This is a genomic window from Streptomyces sp. NPDC026575 (genome assembly GCF_055567415.1).
Genome location: NZ_JBVHQM010000010.1, coordinates 75,062 through 97,844 on the forward strand (window position 1 = coordinate 75,062; position 22,783 = coordinate 97,844).

Here is a 22,783-nt window from a genome sequence, read left to right on the forward strand (position 1 = left end):
TCCGTCGTCCGGGCCGGGACGACACCTCGCCCCGGCCCTGTGCGGTGCGCCCCGGCCCCGACGGTCAGTCGAACCAGCGCGCCCGCGCCAGCTCCTCGCCCCGGTCCGGGTCCTCCAGCAGCGCCGCGACCTCGAAGCGGCGCGGCCACTGGCCGGCCGCCCAGGCCAGGCCGGCGGCGACGCCCTCCAGGGTCGCGGCGTGCAGGGTGCCGTCGGGAGCGCAGCGCCAGTCCAGTTCGGCGGTGGCGTCCGGGCCGTCGCCGACCAGCAGCTCCTCGTGCTCCAGGTACGACTCGGGGGTGGCGGGGCCGAGCAGGGCCCGTACGGCCTCCGGGACCTCGTGGCGCACGCCCTCGGAGCGCACCTCGGCGGCGACCGCCTCGCTCAGCCTGCGCACCTGGAGCAGCTCGGCGAGGTCCGCGGCGCGCGCCGGGCGCACCGGCAGCAGGGGCAGCCCCGCCGCCAGCGGCATCAGATCCGGGGCGTCGGCGACCACGGCGTCCGCCGCGTCCACCACCCGCACCTCCCGGTCGAGGACGGCCCGCAGCTCGTCGGGGAGCGTCACCTGATCGGGGTCGAGGTCCGCCAGCAGGCCGTAGAGGCCGTGGAGTTGCGCCGCGCCCACGGCCAGGTCCGGGTCGGCGAGGCGGGCCAGCAGTTCGGCCGCGCCGCCCGGCTCGTCCAGGAGGGCGGCGACGGTGGTGCGCACGCCGAGCGCGCGCAGCACCTGGGCGTCGACCTCGCCGGCGTCCGCGGACTCGTAGAGGCCGGCCAGCAGCGGGTCGCCGCCCGCCGCGCGCAGACCGGCGGGCCGCCGCCCGTCCAGCACCGGGTGGCCGCGCAGCCACCAGGCGGTGTAGGGGCGTACGGACTCGGTGGTGCCGTCGGGCAGGAGCACCCGGGCGGGTGCGGTGAGCGCGTCGCGCAGCGGCGGCTGGGAGAGCATCGCCAGCACCTGCGGCCAGGCGTCGTCGTCGACCAGATCGAGGTCGCGGACGGCCACCAGCTCGGTGAGCACCGGCGGGACCGGGGTGTCCGGCAGGGCGTCGAGGAGGTCCTCGCACCACACGTCGACGGCGTCCAGCAGCCCGGCGTCGTCCGGCTCGGCGAAGTCCCCGTCGCGGGGCTCCAGCTCGTCCGGGTCGAGCACGACATCGGTGGCCCGTACGAGCGCGAAGGCGGCCAGCACGCCCACGGCGGTCAGCGGCTGCTCACCCCACCGTGCGGCCAACTCCTCATCGCATGCGGCGAGTTCACCCTCCCGGATGACCCGCTCGAAAGCGCTGCCCGGGTACACCAGCTCACCCGCCGGGGACAGCTCGCCGTCCTCGTCGGGCAGCGCGAGGGCGCCGAGCCAGGGCTCGTCGCCGGGCGAGAGGTTGGCGTCCCGGACCAGCCCGAGCACCATCTCCGCCAGCTCCTCCGCGCCCGGCGCAGCCCCCGCCCCGCCGCCGGCGAAGTCGTCCGCGAAGACGTCGTAGGCGTCCTCGTCCGCGTCCAGCGAGTTCTCCACGGCCGCCCGCACCTGAGGGGTGGTCAGCACGGCGCGGGGCGCGGCCGGGGTGGCGCCGAGCTTCTCCAGCAGCGGGTGCACCGCGTCGGGGTGGGCGACCTTCAGCCCGAGCCGGGCGAGCATGCGGTGCCGGGCGGCGTCCTCGCCCTCTCCGGGGCCGCCCCCGGGCAGCGGCAGCAGCACCTGGCGCGGCCCGATGGTGGTGCGCGCGGTGCCACTCGCCCCGCCGGGGCCCTGGCCGGTCGTGCCCGCCAGTGGCACCGGCAGTCCGCTGAGCCGGTCGGGGTCGGTGCCGGCCAGCGCGTCGTACAGCCGCCACCACCAGCCGGGGGCCCGCTCGACGCCCGCCAGGCGGTCGACGATCTCCCCGAACGGCACCCGGGCCACGCCCAGCGACCGCAGCTCCGGGCGCCGTTCGAGGCCGGCCGGCAGCAGGCTGGGGAACAGCTCGGCCAGCACCGCGACCGTCGCGGCCCCGGCGCCCTCGACCACCTCGGCCTCCACGGGCCGCAGGACATAGCGCACCGCGTCCTCGCCGGAGTCCCAGGCGCTCTCCGCCGGGGCCTCGGGCTCGGCCCGCTCCCCCGCGCCCGGCGCGCCCGCGCTCGGCAGGAACCGCACCCGCGGCAGCAGCGCGAGCACCTGCCGGCGCAGCTCACCGTCCAGTCCGCCCTTGCCCAGCGGCCCCGGCACCAGGTCGAGGGTGGCGACGGACACCGGCTGCCAGTCCGCGAGCAGCGCCGCGTAGGCGGCGGCCACCCGCTCCACCAGGAAGTCCGTCAGCGGGCCCGGGGCGACATGGCGCCGGGTCGGCTCCAGCGGGAACGAGGCGATCAGCAGCCCGGGCAGGTCCAGCGGCTCGTCCGTCGGCGTCGGCGCGTGCACCACCGGCGTGGTCCCCGGGCGGGCCGGCGCGCCCTCGGAGTCCACCGGCACCGCCCAGGTCACCGACCACGACGGCCGCAGCCGCTCCTCGACGGGCCGGTCGGCGAGCAGCGCCGGGTCCAGCGGCCCGCCGTCGGTCGCCACCCGCCACCGGGTGGCGCCCCGCTCACTGTCCTCGATCAGGACGTACGGGCCGTCCTGACGCCGCCTCAACTCGCGGACGCCCTCCGGGGTCTCGACCACGACCTCGGCCAGCCCCGGCAGCGTCAGCAGCAGCGCCGCGTCGATACCGTCCAGCAGCCGCTCGGCGAGGTCCTGCGCCGCGACGTCCCGCAGCGGCAGCACGACGGCGGTGTCGTACCCGTCGGGCGCGGTGCCCTCCGCGGGCAGCGGCAGCCGCAGCAGCGGCACATGCCCCTCGCGGCGGCGCAGTTCGCCGCCCAGGCCGGGGCTGTGCGCCGCCACCTCCTGCGCCAGGGTGCGGGCCTCGGCCAGCGACCACCGCACCCCGCCGGTGCGTCCCACCAGCGCCGGCTCGTCGCTCACGGACAGCACCGCGGCGAAGCCCACGCCGAACCGGCCGACCGCGCCGGCCGACACACTGGCCTCCCGCTTGGCGGAGGCGCGCAGCGTCGACAGCGACTCGACGCCGGTGGCGTCGAGGGGAGCGCCGGTGTTGGAGGCGACGAGTACGGCGGGGGCGTCGCCGTCGGCCGGGTGCAGGGTCAGCCGCAGCCGGCCGGGGACGCCGGCGCGGGCCGCCGCGTCCGCCGCGTTCTGCGCCAGCTCCACGGCGAGCCGGTCGCGGTAGCCGCCGAGCGCGAGATCCTCCTCGGCGTTGGCGTCCTCCCGGAACCGGGCCGGTGACGCGGCCCAGGCGTCCAGCACGCCGCGCCGCAGTCGAGCCGTCCCGAACGGGTCTCCGGCTGCGCCTCGCACCCACGACGTTGCGGTCACGTCTCTCGTCTCCCTCGCTGAGTCTGTGTGCAGACGGTATCGCCCCGCGTTGTCGGCCGGCCCGTCGTGGGGGCTTCAGTTTCCCGCCTTCGGCGGGGGTGAGGCGTATCGGGCCGGGGCCCGGGGGGGGAGAGGTCAAGGACCGGCAGAAGCTCGGCCGCGCCACGACGCGGCCGAGCTTCTGATTCCTTTTCCGGGCGCCCCGCCCGGACACACCTCAGCTGTGGCCCAGCTCCTCCGCGGGCCCGGCCTCCTCGACCGAACCGCTGTCGCGCTCCGGCCGCAGGGACAGCGGCTCCACCACCGTCTCGTCGACCACCGGCGCGGCCGGCCGCGGCGTCTTGGGCATCACGGCGGCCTCGGAGTGCGCCCCGCAGCCGTACGACAGGGAGACCACCCGGCCGTCCGCCGGGGCGAACTCGTTGGCGCACACACCGAAGGCCTGGCGCAGGGAGCCGGTGAGCGGGGTGAGGAAGCCGCAGGTCAGGCAGGTGGCGGGGGCCGCCTGGGCCATCGGGGTCTTCGCGCCGTACGCCTCTTCCCAGCGGTCGGCGGCGGCGTGCAGGCCGTAGCGGGACAGCACCCGGGCGCGGCGCATGCCGAGCTCCTCGGCGACGTCCGCGATACCGCCGCGCGTGGGCGCGGGCTGGATCGCCGGCGAGCCCGGGACGACGTCCGCCTCCTCGGTGTCGGCGACCTCGGCGGCCATGCCCTCGGCGACGGCGGAGTTCGGCGGCGGGCCGTCCTCGCCGGAGAAGCCCGGCTCCAGCCGCAGGTCCTCGGCCTCCGTGGGCAGCAGATCGCCGGGGCCCATGTCGCCGGGGCGCAGCCGCTCGCTCCAGGGCACCCACTCCGGTGCGAGCAGCGCGTCGGGGCCGGGCAGCAGCACCGCCTCGTCGAGCGTGACGACCTTGGCCCTGGAGGCCCGGGCGACCGTCACCGCCCAGCGCCAGCCGCGGTATCCGGGCTCGTTGGCGGCGAAGAGGTGGGTGACGACACGGTCCGCGTCGGCGACGGCCTCGATGTGGTCGCCGACCCTTCCGGGCAGGGCGACTTCCTCCGCCGCCGCCCGGGCAAGGTCGACCGCCTCGGCGCACAGGCGGTCAGGGGTACGGCTTCGCATCGCAGCACTCACAAGAATCGATTCTCTCTTCCACGCCGTCTCACGAGTGCGCCAGCCGGAGCTGTCCTTGTCCTGTCCGGACGACCGGCGGGCCGGGGGCGGGCGGAGCGGACCTGGGGACCGCGTCGACGTCCGCGCCCGATCGGTTCGGTCGAGCGCACCTCATAGACCCATTCTGCGGGATCGCGGAACGCAATGAGACACGCGGCCAAAACCGACCGCCGGTGGCGCGCTACACACGCTACCCCTTCAGCGGTGTACGACTCCTCGGCGGGAGCGCAAATGTCCGCGACGGCTACCGCGCGCCGGGGCGCCTCGCGCGGCGGTACGGAGAAAACGCCCTCCCCTGGGCGAGTTGGGGCACTATGGCCGAGTGGCTGCTGCCGCAAGGGCGTCGAAGGTGTCGAAGGTGTCGAAGGCATCGCGGAAGTCGTCGAGAGTGTCGTCGCGCGGGCCGTCCCGGGACGGCTTCGGGGACGGCCCTGCCCGGCGGGCGGGCCGGGCGGCCGGCCGTGCGCTGCACCGGCCGCTGACCGGCGCGGCGCGCCGGGTGCGGCGGGCGACGCATGCGCACGGCGCGGGCGAGTCGGGGCTCGGCAAGCTGATCGAGCTGCACGCGGTGAACTCCGCCGGCGACATGCTGATCACGGTCGCGCTGGCCTCGACGGTGTTCTTCTCGGTGCCGACACAGGAGGCGCGGGGCCGGGTGGCGCTGTATCTGGCGGTCACGATGGCGCCGTTCGCGCTGCTCGCGCCGGTGATCGGCCCGCTGCTGGACCGGGTCCCGCACGGCCGCCGGGCGGCGATGGCGGGCGCGATGCTGGCCCGGGCGCTGCTGGCGGTGTCGATGTCGGGCGCGGTGGCGACCGGCGGGCTGGAGCTGTATCCGGCGGCGCTGGGCGTGCTGGTGGCGTCGAAGGCGTACGGCGTGGTGCGCAGTGCGGTGGTGCCGCGGCTGCTGCCCCCGCGGATCTCGCTGGTCAGGGCCAACTCCCGGGTGACGCTCGCCGGGCTGCTGGCCACGGGGGCGGCCGCGCCGGCCGCGGCCGGACTGCATCTGATCGGGCCGAGCTGGCCGCTGTACGGCGCGTTCGCGGTGTTCGCGGCCGGTACGTTCCTGTCGTTCTCGCTGCCGCACAAGGTCGACTCGGACAAGGGCGAGGCGCGGGCCCGCCTGGCGTCCCGCGAGACGGTGGCGAAGGGCGCGGCGGGCGGCAGGCCGGCGAAGCCGGGGCTGCGCACCGTCGGGCCGTCGGTGCTGCACGGGCTCCAGGCCAACGTCTGCCTGCGGGCGCTCTCCGGCTTTCTGACGTTCTTCCTGGCCTTCCTGCTGCGCGAGCATCCGCTGGGCGGCCTGGGGCCGGCCGCCTCGCTGGGCCTGGTGGCGGTGGCGGCCGGGGCGGGCAACGCCCTGGGGACGGCCGTCGGGGCGTGGCTGAAGGCCCGCGGGCCGGAGCAGATCGTCGCGGCGGTGCTGGGGCTGGCGCTCGGCACGACGGTGTTCGCGGCGGTGTTCTACACCGCGGCCGCGCCCGTCGTGGTCACCGCGGCCGCGGCCTGCGCGGGGCTGTGCCAGGCGCTGGGGAAGCTGTCGCTGGACGCGATGATCCAGCGCGATGTGCCCGAGGCGGTGCGCACCTCGGCGTTCGCCCGCTCCGAGACGGCGCTGCAGATGTCGTGGGTGGTCGGCGGCGCGATCGGGATCTCGCTGCCGCTGGCCGGGACGCTGGGGATGTCGGTGGCCGCGGCGCTGGTGGCACTGGGCGTGGTGCTGGCCGTACGGGGGCTGCTGGGCGCGGCGCGGCGCGGCGGCGGGTCGGCGCCCCGGGTGGCCTGAAAGGGGCGGTGGACCGGCCCGTCGGGGGCACGGCTTCGGACCGGCCGCGCGGCACGCCGCACCCGGGCGTGGCGTGAGCTGGGGCGCCCGATAGCCTGCCCGTATGACCGCTGCGTTCATCTCCTGGGGCAAGGGCCGCCGCGCCGCTGCCGCCATCGGTGCCGTGTCCCTGGGCCTTGTCACCCTCTCCGCCTGCGAGAAGCCGACCGCGCTCGCGACCGTGACCGTCGGTTCGTCGACGGTGACGGCCGAGGCCACGCCCGGCTGCGACGGCAAGGGCGAGGACCTGTCCCGGAAGGCCGTCGCCGCCTGCATCACCAAGAAGGGCGGCAAGACGATCACCGTGCACCCCGGTGAGCAGGTGCGCGTCGGCGTCGACCCCGAGGTCGCCAAGTCCGGGTGGATCGTCATCGGCGCGGGCCCCGTCATGCGCGAGCCCAGCAAGCAGACGTACCGCAGCTTCGACGCGGACACCCTCTTCATGCAGCAGAACCCGCAGACCGGCCAGACCTCCTACACCAAGGACGTCACCCTCCAGGTCGCCGAGATCGGCACCGGCCAGGGCCCCAAGACGATGTGGCACTTCACGCTGAAGCAGAAGGACTGAGCGCGCTGAGCGCGCGGCGTCCGCGCACGGTGCGGGCCTCGTGATGCGGGTCCTGGTCGTCACGGCGGTGGCGGCTGAGGGCGATGCGGCCTTCAGTGGCGGGGCCGCCGGGCTGGCCGAGGCGGAGCCGTGGTCGCTTCCCGGTGGTTATGAGCTGCGGCGTGTGCGCGGCCGGGCCATGGGCTTCGATGTGCTGGCCGCCGGTGTCGGACCGGCCGCCGCGGCCGCCGGCACGGCCACCGCGCTGACCGCCGCCGCGCTCGCCGGCACGCCCTACGACCTGGTGGTCTCAGCGGGGATCGGCGGCGGGTTCGCCTCCGCGCCCCTGGGGTCGGTGGTCGTCGCCGAGGCGATCGTCGCGGCCGACCTGGGCGCCCAGACCCCCGACGGATTCGTCCCGGTCACCGAACTCGGCTTCGGAACGGTGGCGCACCGCCCCGAGAAGGCGCTGGTCGACGCCGTCGCCAAGGCGTCCGGCGGGGCCGTGGGCACCATCGTCACCGTCTCCACGGTCACCGGCTCGGCGGCCCGCGCCGCGGAGCTGGCACGGCGTCACCCGGGCGTGCTGGCCGAGGCGATGGAGGGCTTCGGGGTCGCCGAGGCGGCCGCCGCGCACGGCGTGGCGGTCCTGGAGCTGCGCGCCGTCTCCAACGCCGTCGGCCCCCGCGACCGCGCCGCCTGGCGCATCGGCGACGCGCTCGCCGCCCTGACCGGCGCCTTCCGTACGCTCCCCGAAGCCCTGGCCGCCCACGGGACGGCCGGGCAACCGCACCGCCCCTAGAGGAGGACACCGTGACCCGGCCGCTGCAGATCGCGTACTCGCCGTGCCCGAACGACACCTTCGTCTTCGACGCCCTGGCGCACGGCCGTGTCCCGCACGCGCCGGACCTCGCGGTCACCTTCGCCGACATCGACCTCACCAACGGCATGGCCGAGCGCGGCGAGTTCGATGTGCTGAAGGTGTCGTACGCGGTGCTGCCGTGGGTGCTCCAGGACTACGCGCTGCTGCCCTGCGGCGGGGCGCTGGGCCGCGGCTGCGGGCCGCTGGTGCTGACCCGGTGGCAGGGCACGGCCGCGGACCTGGCCGGCAAGACGATCGCGGTGCCCAGCGAGCGGTCCACGGCGTATCTGCTGTTCCGGCTGTGGGCGGCGGCCGAGGTGCCCGGCGGCGTCGGCGAGATCGTCGTACTGCCGTTCCACGAGATCATGCCGGCGGTCCGCGACGGCAAGGTCGACGCGGGCCTGGTCATCCACGAGGCGCGCTTCACGTACCAGAACTACGGCCTGGTCTGCCTGGCGGACATGGGCGAGCACTGGGAGCACACCACCGGCCTGCCGATCCCGCTCGGCGCGATCATCGCCAAGCGCTCGCTGGGCGAGCGGACGCTGCGCGACCTCGCGGCCGCCGTGCGCACCTCGGTCCTGATGGCCTGGGACGACCCGGAGGCATCCCGCCCCTACGTCCTGGAGCACGCCCAGGAGATGGACCCGAAGGTCGCCGACCAGCACATCGGGCTGTACGTCAACGAGTTCACCGCCGACCTCGGCGAGGACGGCTACGCCGCGGTGCGCGGGCTGCTCACCCGCGCCGCGGCCGAGGGGCTCGTACCGCCCCTCGGCCGCGATGCGCTGCGTTTCGTCTGAGGTGGGTCGTCCTGGGCGGGTCCGCTCAGACGTCCAGCTGGTCGGCGACCGCGCGCAGCATGCCGGCGATCTTCGAGCCGTGCGCCTTGTCGGGGTAGCGGCCGCGCTCCAGCTGCTGGGTGACGTTCTCCAGCAGCGTGGTGAGGTCCTGCACGATCGAGGCGAGTTCGTCGGGCTTGCGGCGCTGGGCCGCGGCTACCGAGGGGGCGGGGTCGAGGAGTGTCACGGTCAGCGCCTGGTCGCCGCGCTGGCCCGCGACCACGCCGAATTCGACGCGCTGGCCAGGCTTGAGCGCGGCCACGCCGTCGGGCAGCACCGACGAGTGGACGAAGACGTCACCGCCGTCATCGCGGGAGAGAAAGCCGAAGCCCTTCTCACTGTTGAACCACTTGACCTTGCCGGTAGGCACGTCTGTCCTCGTCCTCGTACTCGTTGGAAAAAACTGGGCCGCCCACCGCGAAGCAGCGGCGGAATCGGGTCTGGATAGCAATGCAGCGGGCCGCAGGACCCGCCACCACCAAGGCTAATGGTCCCCGGGCCGGTGACAAGACGCCGCCGGGTGGATCCTCAGCGCTTCTGGCCCGGACTTACCCTGGTCAGGTGTCTGACGAAACTCCCCAGGCCGGGGATCTGCTGGTCCGAATCGGCGCGATCATGTTCCTAGTTGGCGCAGCGGCCACTCTCGCCACCGTGACGCCGCTGTTCATCGGGACCCACCCGCTGCCGTCCGCCTTCTACTGGGTCTGCATGCTGATGGGCCTCGGCTTTCTGATCGCCGCGACCGGAGTGGTCCGCTCCGCCGCCGCTCAGCGCCGTCAGGCCGAGGCGGCCTCCGAGGGATCCGCCCCTTCCGCCCCTTCCGCGAGGTAGCGATTCAGCCACGCCGGGAAGTCCGTGAGGTCGTCCAGCAGCACATCGGCGCCGGCCGCCCGTAGCTCGCCGCCGTCGCACGGCCCGGTGGCCACGGCGGCCGACAGCGCGCCCGCGGCGTGCGCGCCCCGGACGTCACCGGTGTGGTCGCCGACGTAGATCCGCGCACCGTGCGCACGCAGCGCCTCGGCCTTGGCCTCCGCCCACAGCGAGCCGACGACGGCGTCCGGTTCCATGCCCAGGTGCGCCAGGTGCAGCTTGGCGTTCGGCTCGAACTTGGCGGTCACCACGATCGACCGGCCGCCCGCCGCCGCGACCGCGGCGAGGGCCTCCCGGGCGCCGGGCATGGCCGGCGTCGCCGCGATCGCGTACTGCGGATACAGCGAGCGGTACAGGTCGCTGATCCCGGCCACCCGCTCCTCGGGGAACCAGCGGCGGATCTCCTCCTCCAGCGGCGGCCCCAGCCGGGTCACCGCGGCCTCGGCGTCGACGAAGGTGCCGGTCCGGGCGGACAGCTCCTCGTACGCGGCCTTGATTCCGGGGCGGGAGTCGATCAGCGTCATATCGAGGTCGAAGCCGACCGTCAGGGGGTACGCAGCCATGCCGGCCATTGTGCAGGCGACCGCGGACGGCCGGGCATCCAGGCCGTACTCTTAGCCCTGCCTTACCTGACTTCCGGCCGCCTGCGGGCGAGGTGCGGGACGGCCAGGCGAGCCGAGAGGACATGTCATGTTCCGTTCCACCGCCGCTCGCCGCGCCGCCGCCGTCTCCCCCACCGGCGCCCTCACCGCCGCCGGTGTGCTCGCGGCCTCCCTCGCCCTGACCGGCTGCGGCTTCGGCGGTGAGGCGTCCTCCACCGGCTCCCCGGGTCCCTTCAAGGCCGCCGACTGCCCCAAGCAGCCGGCCACGGCCTGGGCCGAGCCGGCCACCGGCGGCGGCACCCACCCGGTGCGGACGGCCATGGGCGAGGTGCGGGTGCCGAACTCCCCGAAGCGGGTGGTGGTGCTGGGCACCGCCGCGCTGGACTCCGCGATCACCCTGGGCGTCGAGCCGGTCGGCGCCACCCGCCCCAAGGCCGCCTCCGGCTCGCTCGACTACCTCTCCGGGGACCAGGTCGCCGGTATCAAGGACGTCGGCGGGACCGGCGCCCCGGACCTGGCGGCGATCGCCGCCCTCAAGCCCGATCTGATCCTGGCCGGCGCGGTCCGCGACGGCCGGCGCTACGACCGGCTGACGAAGATCGCGCCGACCGTGACGACCGGGACCACCGGCCACTCCTGGAAGCAGGACTTCGCCACGCACGCCGACGCGCTGGGCAGGATCCCCCAGGCGCGGCGCGCGGCCGCCGCGTACGAGGCACACGCCGAGCGGGTCACCGAGGCCCTCGGCGGCCCGGCGGCGGCCCAGAGGCTCCGTATCAACATCGTCCGCTTCGTCGAGGGCGCCGACGCCCGCGTCTACGGCTGCCGGAGCTACCCCGGCACCGTCCTGGCCGACCTCGGCACCGGCCCGACCGATGTCGTCGACGGCTCCGAGGACGGCCGGACGGTCGAGGTCGGCCCCGAGCGGATCGACCGGGCCGACGCGGACGCCGTCTTCTACGCCTCCCACGGCACCCCGAAGGAGTCCGGGGAGGCCCGGATCACCACCGGCGGCCGGTGGAAGCGGATGCGGGCCGTCACCGGCGGCCGGTCCTTCCGCGTCGACGACCGGCTGTGGATCCAGGGCATCGGCTACACGGGCGCCGGCAAGATCCTGGACGAGGTGCAGCAGCGGCTGGTGAAGAAGTAGCGCAGGCGGGCGCAAGTCGGCAGAAGCAGGACCGAGCGGGCGCCCAACCCGGGGGCGGCGGGCGGGCTTTCACCCGCCGGCTCCCCTGTCGCCGATGGCCTTCCACGACCGCGGGCGGCCCCGCGGGGCGAGCACGCCGGGGAACAAACACGGCACTCCGCCCCACCCGGGTGCGGGCGCCGGCAGGGCACACGGCAAGATCGAGCAGGCCGGGTGAGCCGGAAGTGCACGCTCCGGCGGCCCGGCTGATGAGCTGTCAATGGAAGACCTGATGAGACACATACGTTTGAGACCGGCACTCCGGACGCGCGCCCTCACGGTGGCCGTCTGCGCCGCGATCGCCGGCGGCGCCACGGCGACGGCGACCGCGACCGCGGCGGATTCCCCGGGGCCCTCGCCCTCCCCTTCCGCCAGTTCCTCCACCCGGCCGGAAGAGCGGTCCAAGGGCGTGAGCGACGACGACATCCGGCTGGCCCGGGAGACGGAGCGCTACTGGACCCCGGAGCGGATCCGTGCGGCCGTCCCCGTGGACGACGGCGCCGGCGCGTCGGCCGCCCCCGGGGAGCGGCGCAAGCGCGCACTGCGGGCGCCGAGCGCCCCGGTGGACCAGGGCGTCGCCACCGTCGGCGTCTTCCTCATCCGCGCCGGCGACGGATCGGCGACCGCCGACCAGTTCTGCACCGCCGGATCCGTGGCCTCCCCGACGAAGAGCCTGGTCCTCACGGCCGCGCACTGCCTCAAGGGCGACAAGCCCTACCGCAGCGTCGCCTTCGTCCCCGGCTACCGGGCCGGGGCGACGAAGCCGGGCCAGCCGGGTGAGACACCGTACGGGATCTTCCCGATGCTGCCGGGGAAGGTCTGGATCGACGGACGCTATCTGCAGTCGAAGCCCGACGACGACGTGGACTTCGCGCTGCTGCGCGTCGGCCCGAACGCGCAGGGGCAGCTGCTGGAGGACGCGACCGGCCGCGGCAACGAGCTGACCGCCGTGCCCGCCTCGCAGCTGGCGCGCGACAACGTGACCGTCGTCGGCTACCCCGGTGGCCAGAAGACGCCGCTGCAGTGCACCAACAGCACCAAGGCATTCCAGGGCCGGTTCCTGGAGATCGAGTGCGCCGGGTTCCGGTCGGGCGTCAGCGGCGGCCCGTTCCTGACGGACTTCGACGGCCGGCGCGGCAAGCTCATCGGCGCGATAGGCGGCTACAAGACCGGCGGGCGCTACGACCACATCTCCTACAGCTCGCAGTTCGACGACGACGTCTTCCGGCTCTACCGGCAGGCGGTCGACGGGGCGCAGCCGGACACCCCGAGCCCCCTGGGGGACGCCACGACCTGGCAGCACACCAAGGTCATGGCCGCCGGTCGCTTCCACAGCTCCTCCGTACGCAACGGCAACAGCGACCTGATCGTGGGCTGGACCGACGGCGAGGTGACGCTGTACCCCGGCGACGGGGCGCACGGGTTCGGCAAGGGCATCCGGCTGGCGAACCCCCACTCCACCTGGACGCACGCCTCGTTCATGACGGCGGGCGACTTCACCGGCTCCGGCACCAACGACCTCGTCGTCCGGTGGTCGGACGGGGAACTGACGCTCTACATCGACGTCGACGAGACCAACAAGCTCGGCAAGGAGGTCCGGCTGCGCCCCCGCGGCAGCTTCTGGACCCGTGCGCACGGCATCGCCGCGGGCCGCTTCGGCGGCGGCAACCAGCGCGCCGACGACCTCCTCGTCCGCTGGTCCGACGGCCATGTGAGCGTCTATACCGACGTCGACGGCAAGGGCCTGCACGCCGAGAAGCGGCTCATCGGCCCCAACAAGACCTGGACCTACGCCCGGGACATCGCCGCCGGGGACTTCGCGGCCTCGTCGGCCGGCCAGGACCTGTTCGTCCGCTGGGCCGACGGGGAGGTGTCGGTCTTGGAGGACGCCGCCGGAACGCAGCTGAAGAAGGAGCGGCGGCTGCGGGCACCGAAGTCCCCGTGGCGCAACGTCGCCATGGCGACCGTGGGGGCCTTCGGCGGCGACGGCCGGGCCGACGATGTCGTGGCCCGCTGGCCGGACGGCAAGCTCACCCTCAACCCCGACTCCCGCGCCGGGGCCCTGGGCCGCGAGCGCACGCTGATCCCGAAGCCGGGCAGCTGAGCGGGGCGGGGCGGGCGGGCGCCCACCCGGCGCCCGCCCGCCCCGCCCGTAGGCCGGTCCCGCACCACGTCGCCCGTAGGCCGGATCCCGCACCGCGCCGCCGTACGCCCGCGCGCACCGCGCCGCCGACACGGCGGTCCTCAGCGCGCCGCCCGTCGCATCCGCCACACCAGGAACAGTGCCGAGGCGACGGCCGCGGTCCGGGCCATGGCCGGCAGGCCGGCGAGGAGTTCCGGTCCCAGCTGGCCCCGGGCGATCGGTTCGCCCCAGCGGCCGTCGAAGCGACCCCACAGCCAGACCACCAGGCCGGCGGCGATCAGCCCCGGCAGGCCGAGCGCCGCGAACTTGGCCTCGGCGGGCGTCAGCCGCCGCGACAGATAGGCCAGCGCCCAGCCGCCGGCCAGCGCGAGCCACGATCCCAGGACCGCGCCGGCCACCAGCAGCAGGACGGCCAGCGTCGGCACGGGGCTGAGCCAGGCCCGCAGCGGAACCGGCCCGCCGCCCGCCTCCTCCTCGCCGCCGGTCTCGTCGGCCGCGGTCTCCTCGTCGGCCGCCGCACCGCGCCGCCGGGCGAGCGCGCGGCGCAGCAGCCCGGGCAGTCCGCGCTTCCCGTCCGGCTCCGCCTCCTCGTCGGCGCTCGGCGTCCGGTCGCCGCCGGACCCGGCTGTGCCGCCCTTCTTCAGCGACAGCGGGCCGCCGTCACCCTCGCCGTCACCGTCACCGTCGGCGCCGCTCTTGGGCCGGTCCCATATCTCGGGGATCTCGATCCCGCCGACGAAGCCGGGCACGGTCTCGCCCGGCCCGAACGCCGCCGGCTCCACCCGCCACCAGTCGGGCGCGTCCTGCGCATCGCCCAGCTCGTCCGCTCCGGCGAGGTGCGGGGGCAGACCGGCCGTCGGCGCGGCGGACGCGGAGGCGGAATCGGCGGACGCCGAGCCCTCGGGGTCCGCCGAACCCTCGCGCGGGGGCGGCAGCGGGCCACCGGCCGTGGCGGCCCGGCCCGTCAGCCCGCCGCGCGCGGCCAGCCCGCCGAGCCTCTCGCGCGCGCCGGACCACAGCCGGGACGCACCGGCGGCCCGCGGCGGGTCAGGCGGCTCCGCGGGCCGCAGGCCGATCGGCACGGCGGGCCCGTCGTCCGGGACCGGCCCGCCTCCCGGGGCCGACCCGCGTTCCGGAGCCGGCCGCGGGTCCGTGCCGCCCCCGAAGGCCCCCGGCGGCCGGTCGTCCGCGCCCTGCGCCGCCGCGACCACCGCCTCCGGCGTCCCCAGGCGCGCCAGCAGGCGCCGGACGCCCGACGCCGAACCGATCTGCCGGCTGTCTATCTCGGCCCTGAGCCCGCTCACCAGCCGCATCCGCGTGGAGCTGGGCAGGCCCCGCTGCTGGGCCAGGTCGCCCACCCGGCTCAGGTAGTCAAAGACGAGCTGATCGCTCTCGATCCCCACGAAATCCCCTGCGGCGTCCGCTGGTTGCTCCCTCGACGGTACCCCGTCGACCGGCCGCCGGACCGGAGGGCGGGTGCGCCGCGCACGCGCGCCGTACGGCAGCCCGAGTGCGCCGCCTACGGGTGCCGTGCCGCAGGCCGGATGCGCCGCGCCCCGGCGCCGTACCGCCGCTGACTGCCCCCGCCTCCCCGGCCCCGCTAACGTAGGACGAATGACCGACACGCCGCGCACCCTGGCCGAGGAGCTCCGGACCCGCACCGACAGCGGGCTCATCGGGCTGCTGCGGGCGCGGCCCGACCTGCTCAATCCGGTGCCGGGCGATGTCACGCAGCTGGCGACCCGGGCCGGGACGCGGGCGTCGGTGGTCCGCGCGGTGGAGCGGCTCGACCGGTTCGCGCTGCAGACCGCCGAGGCGCTGGCGGTGGCGCCCGACCCCTGCCCGTACGGCACGCTGGGCGCGCTGATGGGCGGGGACGCCGGGGACGAGGCGGTCGCCGCCGAGCTGCCCCGGGCGGTGGCCGAGCTGCGCGCCCAGGCGCTGGTGTGGGGGCCGGACGACCGGCTGCGGCTGGTGCGCACGGCGCGTGAACTGCTCACGCCCAGCCCCGCGCACCCCTCACCGACCGGCCTGGGACCGACCGTCGCCGAGGCCATGGCCGGGATGTCGCCGGGCCGCCTCCAGGAGATCATCGCCGCGGCCGGCCTGCCCGCCACCCACGACCCGGTCTCCGCGGTCGCCGCGCTCACCTCGCTCTTCCGCGACCGCGACGGTATGGCGGCGCTGCTGGACACCGCGCCCGCCGAGTCCGTTGCCGTCCTCGACAAGCTGCTGTGGGGCCCTCCGTACGGCGGTGTCACCGACCGGCCGGCGCCCCATCTGCAGTGGCTGCTCGACCGGGGCCTGCTGATCCCGGCGGGCGGCCGCAACGTCGTGCTGCCCAGGGAGGCGGCACTGCATCTGCGCGGCGGACGCGCGCACCGCGCGCCGGAGCCGCTGCCGCCCGCGCTGTCGCCGACGACGGAGCGCGATCCACAGCTTGTGGACAGCGCCGCCGCGAGCCAGGCGTTCACCGCGCTGGCGACCGTCGAGGAGCTGCTCAAGGAGTGGGACCTGGGCGGACCGCCCGTCCTGCGCGCCGGGGGCCTGAGCGTCCGCGACCTCAAGCGGACCGCCGTCGCCCTGGACACCACCGAGCAGCTCGCCGCCTTCTGGCTCGAACTCGCCTACGCGGCCGGGCTGATCGCCTCCGACGGCGAGGCCGACGAGCGGTACGCGGCCACCCCGGCGGCCGAGGAGTGGCTGGAGCTGCCCGACCACCAGCGCTGGGCGGTACTGGCGGCCGGCTGGCTGCCGGCGACCCGCACCCCGGGCGTGGTCGGCACCGCCGACGCCAAGGGCCGGGCGCTCGCCGCCCTCGGCCCGAACCTGGACCGCTCCGCGGCACCCGAGGTCCGCCGCCGCGCGCTCGGGCTCCTGGCCGACCTGCCGGCCGGTACCTCCGCACCGGCGACGGCGGTGCTGTCCCGGCTGCGGTGGGAGCGTCCGCTGCGCGGCGCGGGAGCCGCGCCGGCCCAGGACACGGCGCCCGCGTCCGGTGAGGGCTCCCCCGGCACGCCCGCCCCCGGGGACGACCTCCGCACCCGCCTGGCCCAATGGGCCCTGTCCGAGGCCGAGTTGCTCGGCGTGACGGGACGGGGCGCGCTCGCCACCCATGCGCGGGCCCTGATCGGCGCCGCGGGCGGCAGCCCGCAGGACGCCGCCGTCGCGCCCACCCCCGCCGAGATCGGCGCCGCCGCGTCCCGCGCGGCGGACCTCCTCGCCCCCCTCCTGCCCGAGCCGCTCGACCACGTCCTGCTCCAGGCCGACCTGACCGCCGTCGCCCCCGGGCCGCTGCGCCGCCCGCTCGCCGAGGCGCTCGGCGTCCTGGCCGACATCGAGTCCAAGGGCGGTGCGACGGTCTACCGCTTCACCCCCGCCTCGGTACGCCGCGCCCTGGACGCCGGCCGCTCCGCCGCCGAACTCCAGGAGTTCCTGCACGCCCACTCCCGCACACCGGTCCCCCAGCCGCTCGCCTACCTCATCGACGATGTGGCCCGCAGGCACGGCCAGTTGCGGATCGGCGCGGCCGCCGCGTATGTGCGCTGCGACGACGACGCGCTGCTGTCCGAGATCCTCGCCGACCGCCGCGCCGCCCCGCTGCTCCTGCGCCGCCTCGCCCCGACCGTGCTCGCCGCCCAGACCTCCCCCGAGCAACTCCTGGACGGGCTGCGGGCGATGGGCTACGCACCGGCCGCCGAGTCCGCGGCCGGCGACGTCCTGATCGCCCGCGCCGACTCCTACCGCACCGCGCCGCGCAGCGCCCCCGCTCCGGTCCCCGACGGCCCGCCGTCCCCGGACGCCACCCTGCTCGAAGCGGCGGTGCGCGCCATCCGCGCCGGCGATCTGGCCGCCACCGCGGAACGCAAGCCGGTCCGCGCACCGGCCCCGTCCCCCGGCGCCCTCCCCCGTACGACATCCGCGGAGACCCTCGCCACCATGCAGGCCGCGGTGCTGACCAGCTCGACCCTGTGGATCGGCTACGTCAACGCCGACGGCGCCGCCAGCCAGCGGGTGATCGCCCCCGTACGGGTGGAGGGCGGCTTCGTGACGGCCTACGACCACACCTCCGACGAGGTCCGCACCTATCCGCTGCACCGGATCACGGGTGTGGCGGAGCTGGCGGACGACGCGGTCTGACGGCCGACCGGCGGGCACCGGACCAACGCACGGGCCCGGCGGCCACCGGACCAACGCACGGGCCCGGCGGGCACCGGACCAACGCACGGGCCCGGCGGCGCGATCAGCGGGGCCGGCCGGGCCGACGCCGGGGTGCATGCGCGCGGACAAGGGCCGTACGCACCCGAATGGGTGATGCCAGAGGCATATTCATCACCCCTTGCTTCGTGGCCCCACGGGACCATGGGAGACCGGAGGCCGCCGGATCCGCGCAGGCCGGAGGAGCCCTTGGCCAGGGCTTGCGGTGGAGTGGAAGGCGCGGGGCCCGACCGACCGCGCTCCTCAACCATGCAGCAGCGGCACGGGACTTCACCACGATCTGCCAGGCTCGGGCCGATGCATCGACGCAGCGACTCGATGCACGGCGCCGACCCGCCCTTCCGCAGAGCCACGCAAGGCTCGTCCTGGTGCAGGTGCCACAACGCCACAACGCCACAGCCGAAGACGAAGACGAAGACGCACGGAACGACCCGGGGGACGCATGACGGGACCACCGACCAGCTCGGACCGGGACGCGGGGCGGGCACTGGCCGAACTGCTCAGGAACTGGTGGGAGTTATCGGCTCGCGACGGCCGCCCCAAGCCCACCCAGCAGTCCCTCGCCGGGCGACTGGGCATCGGCCAGACCACCCTCTCCCGCTACCTCAACCCCCAACACCCCTCAACCGCTCCCCCCAAGACAGTCGAACTGCTCCACACGGTCCTGCGCGCGCCGGACGCCGACCTCCCCCGGGCCCGCACCTTGGCCGCCGCGGCGGCGTCCGGTGTATCGGCCCGGGCCGACGGCCGGCCCGCACCGTCCAGTACGCGCTCCGGGCCCATGGCTGCCGCGTGCGTGTCGACGGCGACGTCGGCGTCGGCGTCGCGACGGCGACCGCCGTGACGACCGTCCGGCGGGGCGTTGGCGGACGGCGGCACACGACCACCGGGCCGATCACCGACAACGAGCCGGGGGACCTCCATGCCGCATCCGCCTCGCCCCTGCTTCGCACTCCGCATCGGCGGATTCCGGGTAACCGCCGACCGTTTTCCGGCACGACTGATCACAGCGATCGCCACCGCGACGACCTCGGCGATCGGCATAGGGACCCGCTACGGCCGCTGACCGGCGACTCTGTGAGGTAGCTCTCAGTTCTCGGCGCGCCGCACAAGATCGCTTCTGCCCCGTCGCGGGGAAGCGCCTTCCCCGGTCTCCCGCGATAGGCGAGGATGGATGGCTGCGCGCATGCCCGGCGCGCTGGCCGGGACGCCCTTCCGGCGCCGGGTCCGGGGCAGAGCCCGGGCCGGAAGAGACGCCTGGGGTGTTTCACTTGTCACCAGGCGACCTATCCGTGGAGGTATGTGTGTCCTGCCTGATCGTCCAGAGCGACAAGACGCTGCTTCTGGAGGTGGACCATGAGCTGGCCGACGCCTGCCGGCGGGCCATCGCGCCCTTCGCCGAGCTGGAGCGGGCGCCGGAGCACATCCACACCTACCGGGTGACGCCGCTGGGGCTGTGGAACGCGCGGGCCGCCGGGCACGACGCCGAGCAGGTCGTGGACGCACTGGTGCAGTACTCGCGGTATCCGGTGCCGCATGCGCTGCTCGTCGACATCGCGGAGACGATGTCGCGCTACGGGCGGCTGACGCTGGTCAAGCACCCGGCTCACGGTCTGGTGCTGACCACCACCGACCGCCCGGTGCTGGAGGAGATCCTGCGGTCGAGGAAGGTGCAGCCGCTGGTGGGGGCGCGGCTGGATCCGGACAGCGTCGTCGTCCACCCCTCCGAGCGCGGGCAGATCAAGCAGACGCTGCTCAAGCTCGGCTGGCCGGCCGAGGACCTGGCCGGCTACGTCGACGGTGAGGCGCATCCGATCGAGCTGCGCGAGGACGGCTGGGCGCTGCGCCCGTATCAGCAGCAGGCCGTCGAGGGCTTCTGGCACGGCGGCTCGGGCGTGGTCGTCCTGCCGTGCGGCGCGGGCAAGACGCTGGTGGGCGCCGGTGCGATGGCGCAGGCGAAGGCCACCACGCTGATCCTGGTGACGAACACGGTCTCGGCCCGGCAGTGGAAGCACGAGCTGGTCAAGCGGACCTCGCTGACCGAGGACGAGATCGGCGAGTACAGCGGCACGCGCAAGGAGATCCGGCCGGTCACCATCGCGACGTACCAGGTGCTGACCACGAAGCGGAAGGGTGTCTACCCGCATCTGGAGCTCTTCGACTCCCGCGACTGGGGCCTGATCGTCTACGACGAGGTGCATCTGCTGCCCGCACCGGTCTTCAAGTTCACCGCCGATCTCCAGGCGCGGCGGCGGCTCGGCCTGACCGCGACGCTCGTCCGGGAGGACGGCCGGGAGTCGGACGTCTTCTCGCTCATCGGGCCGAAGCGGTTCGACGCGCCGTGGAAGGAGATCGAGGCGCAGGGCTATATCGCCCCGGCCGACTGCGTCGAGGTGCGGGTCAATCTGACCGAGTCGGAGCGGCTGGCGTATGCGACCGCCGAGACCGAGGAGAAGTACCGCTTCTGTGCGACCACCGCCAGCAAGCAGTTCGTGACCGAGTCGCTGGTCCGCCGGCATCAGGGCGAGCAGACCCTGGTCATCGGGCAGTACATCGACCAGCTGGACGAGCTGGGCGAGCATCTGGACGCGCCCGTGATCAAGGGCGAGACCACCAACGCGCAGCGCGAGAAGCTCTTCGACGCGTTCCGGGAGGGCAAGATCTCGGTGCTCGTCGTCTCGAAGGTCGCGAACTTCTCGATCGACCTTCCCGAGGCGACGGTGGCGATCCAGGTGTCGGGCACCTTCGGCTCCCGCCAGGAGGAGGCCCAGCGGCTGGGCCGGGTGCTGCGCCCCAAGGCGGACGGGCACGAGGCGCGGTTCTACTCGGTCGTCGCCCGCGACACCATCGACCAGGACTTCGCGGCACACCGCCAGCGCTTCCTGGCCGAGCAAGGGTACGCGTACCGGATCGTCGACGCGGACGAACTGCTGGCGGCCGACGAGGACGTGTGACGGGCGCGAACGTGTGACGGGCGCGGGCGATCCGAAATATTGCCCGCACCCGCCGCGTTGTGGCCCCGCAGGGGGCCCTCGCATCCCCTACGGGATGTGTTCGCCCACCCCCTAGGTACCGCCGCGCCGTACCGCTGCGCCGTACCGACCCGCCGTACCGCCGCCCCGTCCGTTGGTACCGCCCCTGGCCCCCGCCCCTGCCCCCGTACGTCCCCCGCCGGATCACCTCCGGGGCCGGGCCGGCAGTTCATGGCCGGTCCCGGCGGTCCTCGGCTCGGGGATGCGGCCGCCGGGGGCGCCCGGAGTGCCGGGGCCGTCGGCCGGCTTCCGCGTCCACCAGACCACGGTCGCCAGCAGCGCGAGGCCCAGGAGCGGGTACGGGGACGCCAGCGGCTGGTGCCACCAGGGCAGGCGCAGGTCGAGGTCGCCGGTGTGCGGCACGATCCACATCGTGCGGACGGTGAAGACGAGCGTGACGGCGGCCAGCAGCGCACGGCGCGGGCGGCTGCGCCGGGTGTGCGCGGCGAGCGCGACGAGCAACGGCACGCACCAGACCCAGTGGTGGGACCAGCTGATCGGCGACACCAGCAGCGCCGTGACGGACGTGCACAGCACGCCCCAGGCGTCGAGGCCGCGCCGCCGGTGGACGCGGCGGGCCACCGCGAGCCCGGCCACCGCGGTCAGCACCGCCGGCACCGCCCACAGCGGCCCCGGCTCGGGATCGTGCAGAACGCGGCTGATCAGCCCCTGGAGCGACTGGTTGTCGACGATCCACACCTTGCCGACCCGCTCGGTCTCGAACATCCGCCGCGTCCAGAACTCGATGCTGGCCTCGGGCAGCACCAGCCAGCCCAGCAGCGCCGAGACCAGGAAGCCGGTGAGGGCGGTGCAGGCGGCCTTCACCCGGCCGGTGATCAGGAGGTAGACGGCGAAGATCGCAGGGGTGAGCTTGATGCCCGCCGCGAGGCCGGTGGCGAAGCCCTTGAAACGCGCGCCGTCCGGGCGGGAGAGGTCCCACAGCACCAGGCAGGCCAGGGCGAGGTTGACCTGGCCGAAGACGAAGGTCTGGAAGACGGGCTCCAGCCAGAGGCCCAGTGCGGTGACGGTCAGGAGGGCGGGGGCACTGTGCGCGGCCTTGCGCAGGCCGGCGGCCTTGCAGGAGAGGTGGATCAGCAGGGCGAGCAGCGCCGCGTTGACGACCACGGCCGCGATCTTGAGGGTGCCGAGGGAGAGCCAGGTGGTGGGGATGAAGAGCAGGGCGGCGAAGGGCGGATAGGTGGCGGGGAGATCCCACCGGGTGACCGTGAAGCCGTAGAGGTCACCACCGGTCGCGGCGGCCTCCCCCTCGGCGCGGTAGACGGCGATGTCGGACATCGGCATCGGCTGGACCTGGTAGAGCACCCACAGCCCGGCGAGCGACGCCACGAGCAGCGCGGCCGCGGGGATCAGTCGGCGGGGGCTCGCGGTGCTCAGGGCCCACGTCCGCCTCCAGGTCTGTCTCCACGTCCGTATCCCGTCGGCGGCAGACACCCTTCGACCCCCTCGTCGTCGCCCTGAGCGCATGCTCTGTCGCCCTGAGCGCGCCCCTGCGGCGACGCTAGTGGATCGAGGTCGACCTTCTGTAACGGTTTTTGGTCATCTGGGTGGCCGGGCGGAGTCGGCCCGGAGTCGGCCTCATGGACGAGCCGCCGCGGAGTCGGCTTCGTACCCGAGCGGCCGAGGGTCGGCTTCGCAGGTCAGGCGCCACCGAGTCGGCTTCGTACACGAGGCAGCACGGAGTCGGCTCTGGGCGCGAGGGCACACGGGGCGGCCTCGGTACGCGGGCACTGCGGCACTAGGGCACTGCGGCACACGGGGGACGGGCTCAGTCCTCCGCGTACTCCCCCAGGACGGCGACGCTGAAGGCCGCCCCGGCGAAGACCTTGATCGCGCGAAGGGCGTTGCCGACGAAATGGCGATGCCCGTGGACGACCGCCGCGCCGGCGGCGGAGCCCGTGCCGAGGGCTGTCGCGCCTCTGGCCGGGTGGAGTGAGGGAGAAGGGACGGCGGCTGGTGGAATCGCTGCGCTGCTCATGCCTCCATGATGGGATTCACCCGATTGCAGCACATCGGTCCATAGGCCCATCCCGCACGGGTTTTCCGTCAGCCTCCAGGCCCACCCCACCCCCTACGGGAGGCCGACGTCGGTCAGGGTTCTCCCTC

Annotated in this window: 17 protein-coding genes; 10 read left to right on the forward strand and 7 right to left on the reverse strand. The window is 75.0% G+C overall.

The features are described 5' to 3' along the window. Positions 1 to 64: 64 nt before the first annotated feature. On the reverse strand, positions 65 to 3,286 hold the full coding sequence (locus ACZ4NB_RS15835; protein WP_467662163.1) for a sacsin N-terminal ATP-binding-like domain-containing protein: 3,222 nt from the start codon (positions 3,284 to 3,286) through the stop codon (positions 65 to 67). Positions 3,287 to 3,572: 286 nt separating this feature from the next. Then, complete coding sequence (locus tag ACZ4NB_RS15840) at positions 3,573 to 4,478, reverse strand: DUF3027 domain-containing protein (RefSeq protein WP_467661836.1); 906 nt, start codon at positions 4,476 to 4,478, stop codon at positions 3,573 to 3,575. A gap of 409 nt (positions 4,479 to 4,887) precedes the next feature. Between ACZ4NB_RS15840 and ACZ4NB_RS15845 the strand changes: the two genes are divergently transcribed. The 4 genes from ACZ4NB_RS15845 (at position 4,888) to ACZ4NB_RS15860 (ending at position 8,566) form a co-directional block, all read left to right on the forward strand. Further along, positions 4,888 to 6,315 (forward strand): MFS transporter, encoded by a 1,428-nt coding sequence (locus ACZ4NB_RS15845; RefSeq protein ID WP_467661838.1) that lies wholly within the window; start codon positions 4,888 to 4,890, stop codon positions 6,313 to 6,315. Positions 6,316 to 6,418: 103 nt separating this feature from the next. Then, positions 6,419 to 6,922, forward strand: a complete 504-nt coding sequence (locus ACZ4NB_RS15850; RefSeq protein ID WP_467661840.1) for a hypothetical protein — start codon at positions 6,419 to 6,421, stop codon at positions 6,920 to 6,922. Positions 6,923 to 6,965: 43 nt separating this feature from the next. Next, positions 6,966 to 7,703 carry a futalosine hydrolase gene (locus ACZ4NB_RS15855; protein ID WP_467662165.1) on the forward strand — a complete coding sequence of 246 codons (738 nt, stop codon included), beginning with the start codon at positions 6,966 to 6,968 and terminating at the stop codon, positions 7,701 to 7,703. An 11-nt stretch (positions 7,704 to 7,714) separates the two neighbouring features. Next, positions 7,715 to 8,566, forward strand: a complete 852-nt coding sequence (locus tag ACZ4NB_RS15860; protein WP_467661841.1) for a 1,4-dihydroxy-6-naphthoate synthase — start codon at positions 7,715 to 7,717, stop codon at positions 8,564 to 8,566. A 25-nt stretch (positions 8,567 to 8,591) separates the two neighbouring features. Here the strand turns inward: ACZ4NB_RS15860 and ACZ4NB_RS15865 are convergent, their stop codons facing one another. Next, complete coding sequence (locus ACZ4NB_RS15865) at positions 8,592 to 8,975, reverse strand: cold-shock protein (protein WP_069572471.1); 384 nt, start codon at positions 8,973 to 8,975, stop codon at positions 8,592 to 8,594. A gap of 191 nt (positions 8,976 to 9,166) precedes the next feature. Between ACZ4NB_RS15865 and ACZ4NB_RS15870 the strand changes: the two genes are divergently transcribed. Continuing rightward, positions 9,167 to 9,436, forward strand: a complete 270-nt coding sequence (locus tag ACZ4NB_RS15870; RefSeq protein WP_467661843.1) for a hypothetical protein — start codon at positions 9,167 to 9,169, stop codon at positions 9,434 to 9,436. Here ACZ4NB_RS15870 and ACZ4NB_RS15875 read toward each other — a convergent pair. Further along, on the reverse strand, positions 9,382 to 10,038 hold the full coding sequence (locus tag ACZ4NB_RS15875) for an HAD family hydrolase (RefSeq protein ID WP_467661845.1): 657 nt from the start codon (positions 10,036 to 10,038) through the stop codon (positions 9,382 to 9,384). The genes ACZ4NB_RS15870 and ACZ4NB_RS15875 overlap by 55 nt on opposite strands. A gap of 127 nt (positions 10,039 to 10,165) precedes the next feature. On the opposite strand from ACZ4NB_RS15875, the gene ACZ4NB_RS15880 reads away from it, so the two are divergent. Beyond that, complete coding sequence (locus ACZ4NB_RS15880) at positions 10,166 to 11,227, forward strand: ABC transporter substrate-binding protein (RefSeq protein ID WP_467661847.1); 1,062 nt, start codon at positions 10,166 to 10,168, stop codon at positions 11,225 to 11,227. A gap of 286 nt (positions 11,228 to 11,513) precedes the next feature. Beyond that, complete coding sequence (locus ACZ4NB_RS15885) at positions 11,514 to 13,370, forward strand: trypsin-like serine peptidase (protein ID WP_467661848.1); 1,857 nt, start codon at positions 11,514 to 11,516, stop codon at positions 13,368 to 13,370. A gap of 140 nt (positions 13,371 to 13,510) precedes the next feature. Here the strand turns inward: ACZ4NB_RS15885 and ACZ4NB_RS15890 are convergent, their stop codons facing one another. Then, positions 13,511 to 14,812 carry a hypothetical protein gene (locus ACZ4NB_RS15890; protein ID WP_467661850.1) on the reverse strand — a complete coding sequence of 434 codons (1,302 nt, stop codon included), beginning with the start codon at positions 14,810 to 14,812 and terminating at the stop codon, positions 13,511 to 13,513. Between the two features lie 211 nt (positions 14,813 to 15,023). Between ACZ4NB_RS15890 and ACZ4NB_RS15895 the strand changes: the two genes are divergently transcribed. The 3 genes from ACZ4NB_RS15895 to ACZ4NB_RS15905 all read left to right on the forward strand — a co-directional run bounded on the left by ACZ4NB_RS15895 (position 15,024) and on the right by ACZ4NB_RS15905 (position 20,581). After that, positions 15,024 to 17,549, forward strand: coding sequence for a helicase-associated domain-containing protein (locus ACZ4NB_RS15895; RefSeq protein WP_467661852.1), 2,526 nt, complete (start codon positions 15,024 to 15,026; stop codon positions 17,547 to 17,549). Between the two features lie 520 nt (positions 17,550 to 18,069). Then, entirely contained in the window at positions 18,070 to 18,471 is a 402-nt protein-coding gene (locus ACZ4NB_RS15900; protein ID WP_467661854.1) for a helix-turn-helix domain-containing protein, read from the forward strand. A gap of 460 nt (positions 18,472 to 18,931) precedes the next feature. Beyond that, the gene (locus ACZ4NB_RS15905; RefSeq protein WP_467661856.1) at positions 18,932 to 20,581 is read left to right on the forward strand and encodes a DNA repair helicase XPB; all 1,650 of its coding nucleotides are present in this window, start codon (positions 18,932 to 18,934) and stop codon (positions 20,579 to 20,581) included. A 222-nt stretch (positions 20,582 to 20,803) separates the two neighbouring features. On the opposite strand, the gene ACZ4NB_RS15910 is transcribed toward ACZ4NB_RS15905, so the two are convergent. Continuing rightward, the gene (locus tag ACZ4NB_RS15910; protein ID WP_467661857.1) at positions 20,804 to 22,111 is read right to left on the reverse strand and encodes a glycosyltransferase 87 family protein; all 1,308 of its coding nucleotides are present in this window, start codon (positions 22,109 to 22,111) and stop codon (positions 20,804 to 20,806) included. Between the two features lie 334 nt (positions 22,112 to 22,445). After that, positions 22,446 to 22,655, reverse strand: a complete 210-nt coding sequence (locus ACZ4NB_RS15915; protein ID WP_467661859.1) for a hypothetical protein — start codon at positions 22,653 to 22,655, stop codon at positions 22,446 to 22,448. Positions 22,656 to 22,783: the final 128 nt, after the last annotated feature.